1 rRNA gene is annotated in these 3,305 nt (G+C 54.9%); it reads right to left on the bottom strand.

Annotation, left to right across the window (positions count from 1 at the left end):
* Nucleotides 1-98 precede the first annotated feature (98 nt).
* A 23S ribosomal RNA gene (locus J2X98_RS22060) occupies nucleotides 99-3,228 on the bottom strand.
* Between the last annotated feature and the right edge of the window lie 77 nt (nucleotides 3,229-3,305).

The raw sequence follows: 3,305 nt of genomic DNA, 5'->3' as shown, positions 1-3,305 counted from the left end.
GGGGGCAGCATGGTGGTGTTGTTATTCAGTTGTTTGGTTCCGCCAACGGGTTGTTGGTTGGGAACCACATAGTGGACGCAAGCAGAATGTGTTTCTGTGTGGTGTAAGTTGTTGGCCTATTAGTACCGGTCAGCTTCACGAGTCGTTAGTCCTCGCTTCCACATCCGGCCTATCAACCCAGTGGTCTGGCTGGGGGCCTCTCACACATAAAGTGTATGGAAATCTCATCTTGAAGCGAGCTTCCCGCTTAGATGCTTTCAGCGGTTATCCCATCCGAACGTAGCTAATCAGCGGTGCACTTGGCAGTACAACTGACACACCAGAGGTTCGTCCGTCCCGGTCCTCTCGTACTAAGGACAGCCCTTCTCAAATTTCCTGCGCGCGCAGCGGATAGGGACCGAACTGTCTCACGACGTTCTAAACCCAGCTCGCGTACCGCTTTAATGGGCGAACAGCCCAACCCTTGGGACCTACTCCAGCCCCAGGATGCGACGAGCCGACATCGAGGTGCCAAACCATGCCGTCGATATGGACTCTTGGGCAAGATCAGCCTGTTATCCCCGAGGTACCTTTTATCCGTTGAGCGACGGCCATTCCACAATGTACCGCCGGATCACTAGTCCCGACTTTCGTCCCTGCTCGAGATGTCTCTCTCACAGTCAAGCTCCCTTGTGCACTTACACTCGACACCTGATTGCCAACCAGGCTGAGGGAACCTTTGGGCGCCTCCGTTACTTTTTAGGAGGCAACCGCCCCAGTTAAACTACCCATCAGGCACTGTCCCTGACCCGGATTACGGGCCGAAGTTAGATGTCCAAAGTGACCAGAGTGGTATTTCAACGATGACTCCACCCGAACTGGCGTCCAGGCTTCAACGTCTCCCACCTATCCTACACAAGCCACTCCGAACACCAATACCAAACTATAGTAAAGGTCTCGGGGTCTTTCCGTCCTGCTGCGCGTAACGAGCATCTTTACTCGTACTGCAATTTCGCCGAGTTTATGGTTGAGACAGCGGGGAAGTCGTTACTCCATTCGTGCAGGTCGGAACTTACCCGACAAGGAATTTCGCTACCTTAGGATGGTTATAGTTACCACCGCCGTTTACTGGGGCTTAAATTCTCAGCTTCGCCGTGAGGCTAACCGGTCCTCTTAACCTTCCAGCACCGGGCAGGAGTCAGTCCGTATACATCGTCTTGCGACTTCGCACGGACCTGTGTTTTTAGTAAACAGTCGCTTCCCCCTGGTCTCTGCGGCCCCGATCCCCTCCCACCAGCAAGTGGCGTTCAAGGTTGGGGCCCCCCTTCTCCCGAAGTTACGGGGGCATTTTGCCGAGTTCCTTAACCATAATTCTCTCGATCGCCTTGGTATTCTCTACCTGATCACCTGTGTCGGTTTGGGGTACGGGCGGCTAAAACCTCGCGTCGATGCTTTTCTCGGCAGCATAGGATCACCAAATCCCCCCATACGGGGGTCCCATCAGATCTCAGGCCATATGAGTGGCGGATTTGCCTACCACTCGCCCTACATCCTTAGACCGGGACAACCATCGCCCGGCTCGGCTACCTTCCTGCGTCACACCTGTTAATACGCTTGCCTCCCGGGATCAGGCCCTGCGCTCCACCAAAACCCTCACACCACAAGGGTGATCGGGCAGGTTTCGGGCAGTTAGTATCCCCCGCTCAGCATGGGCGGTTTTTCGCCGGTACGGGAATATCAACCCGTTGTCCATCGACTACGCCTGTCGGCCTCGCCTTAGGTCCCGACTTACCCAGGGCAGATTAGCTTGACCCTGGAACCCTTGATCATTCGGCGGACGGGTTTCTCACCCGTCTTTCGCTACTCATGCCTGCATTCTCACTCGTGTAGGCTCCACCGCTGGTTTACACCGCGACTTCACCGCCCACACGACGCTCCCCTACCCATCCACACTCCTGAACCACGAAGGCTAGGAACATATGTGAATGCCACAACTTCGGCGGTGTACTTGAGCCCCGCTACATTGTCGGCGCGGAATCACTTGACCAGTGAGCTATTACGCACTCTTTTAAGGGTGGCTGCTTCTAAGCCAACCTCCTGGTTGTCTGGGCAACTCCACATCCTTTCCCACTTAGCACACGCTTAGGGGCCTTAGTTGGTGGTCTGGGCTGTTTCCCTCTCGACTATGAAGCTTATCCCCCACAGTCTCACTGCTGCGCTCTCACTTACCGGCATTCGGAGTTTGGCTGACGTCAGTAACCTTGTAGGGCCCATTAGCCATCCAGTAGCTCTACCTCCAGCAAGAAACACGCAACGCTGCACCTAAATGCATTTCGGGGAGAACCAGCTATCACGAAGTTTGATTGGCCTTTCACCCCTACCCACAGCTCATCCCCTCCATTTTCAACTGAAGTGGGTTCGGTCCTCCACGACGTCTTACCGTCGCTTCAACCTGGCCATGGGTAGATCACTTCGCTTCGGGTCTAGATCACGCCACTCACACGCCCTATTCAGACTCGCTTTCGCTACGGCTGCCCCACACGGGTTAACCTCGCGACGTAACACTAACTCGCAGGCTCATTCTTCAAAAGGCACGCCGTCACCAGAATCAGACTGGCTCCGACGGATTGTAAGCACACGGTTTCAGGTACTGTTTCACTCCCCTCCCGGGGTACTTTTCACCTTTCCCTCACGGTACTGGTCCGCTATCGGTCATTAGGGAGTATTTAGGCTTATCAGGTGGTCCTGACAGATTCGCACGGGATTTCTCGGGCCCCGTACTACTTGGGATACTCTCACAGGCGGTACAAACACATTACGGTTACGGGACTAACACCCTCTCTGGCCGGCCTTTCAAAACCGTTCACCTATGCGCGCACATCACACCCCACCAGCCCGGCAGAACTGGTATGGAAAGTCCCACAACCCCGACCATGCAACGCCCGCCGGCTATCACACATGGAACGGTTTAGCCTGATCCGCGTTCGCTCGCCACTACTAACGGAATCACTATTGTTTTCTCTTCCTGCGGGTACTGAGATGTTTCACTTCCCCGCGTTCCCCCCACGCACCCTATGTGTTCAGGTACGGGTCACCAAGTCACCTTGCGGCGCTCAGCGGGGTTTCCCCATTCGGACACCCTGGGATCACAGTCCGGTTATCGACTCCCCCAGGCTTATCGCAGATTCCTACGTCCTTCTTCGGCTCCTAATGCCAAGGCATCCACCGTGTGCTCTTAAAAACTTGACCACAAAGATCAAAAACATTTTCGAGAGAACCACGAAAACCAACCACACCAAAAAGGCGCAGCCAGATCCAGGTTCATA

It is taken from the genome of Pseudarthrobacter enclensis (assembly GCF_030811655.1).
In the GTDB taxonomy this organism is placed as follows: domain Bacteria; phylum Actinomycetota; class Actinomycetes; order Actinomycetales; family Micrococcaceae; genus Arthrobacter; species Arthrobacter enclensis_A.
Note: the sequence above shows the minus strand (reverse complement) of the source record. Positions and strands in the feature narration are given on the sequence as shown.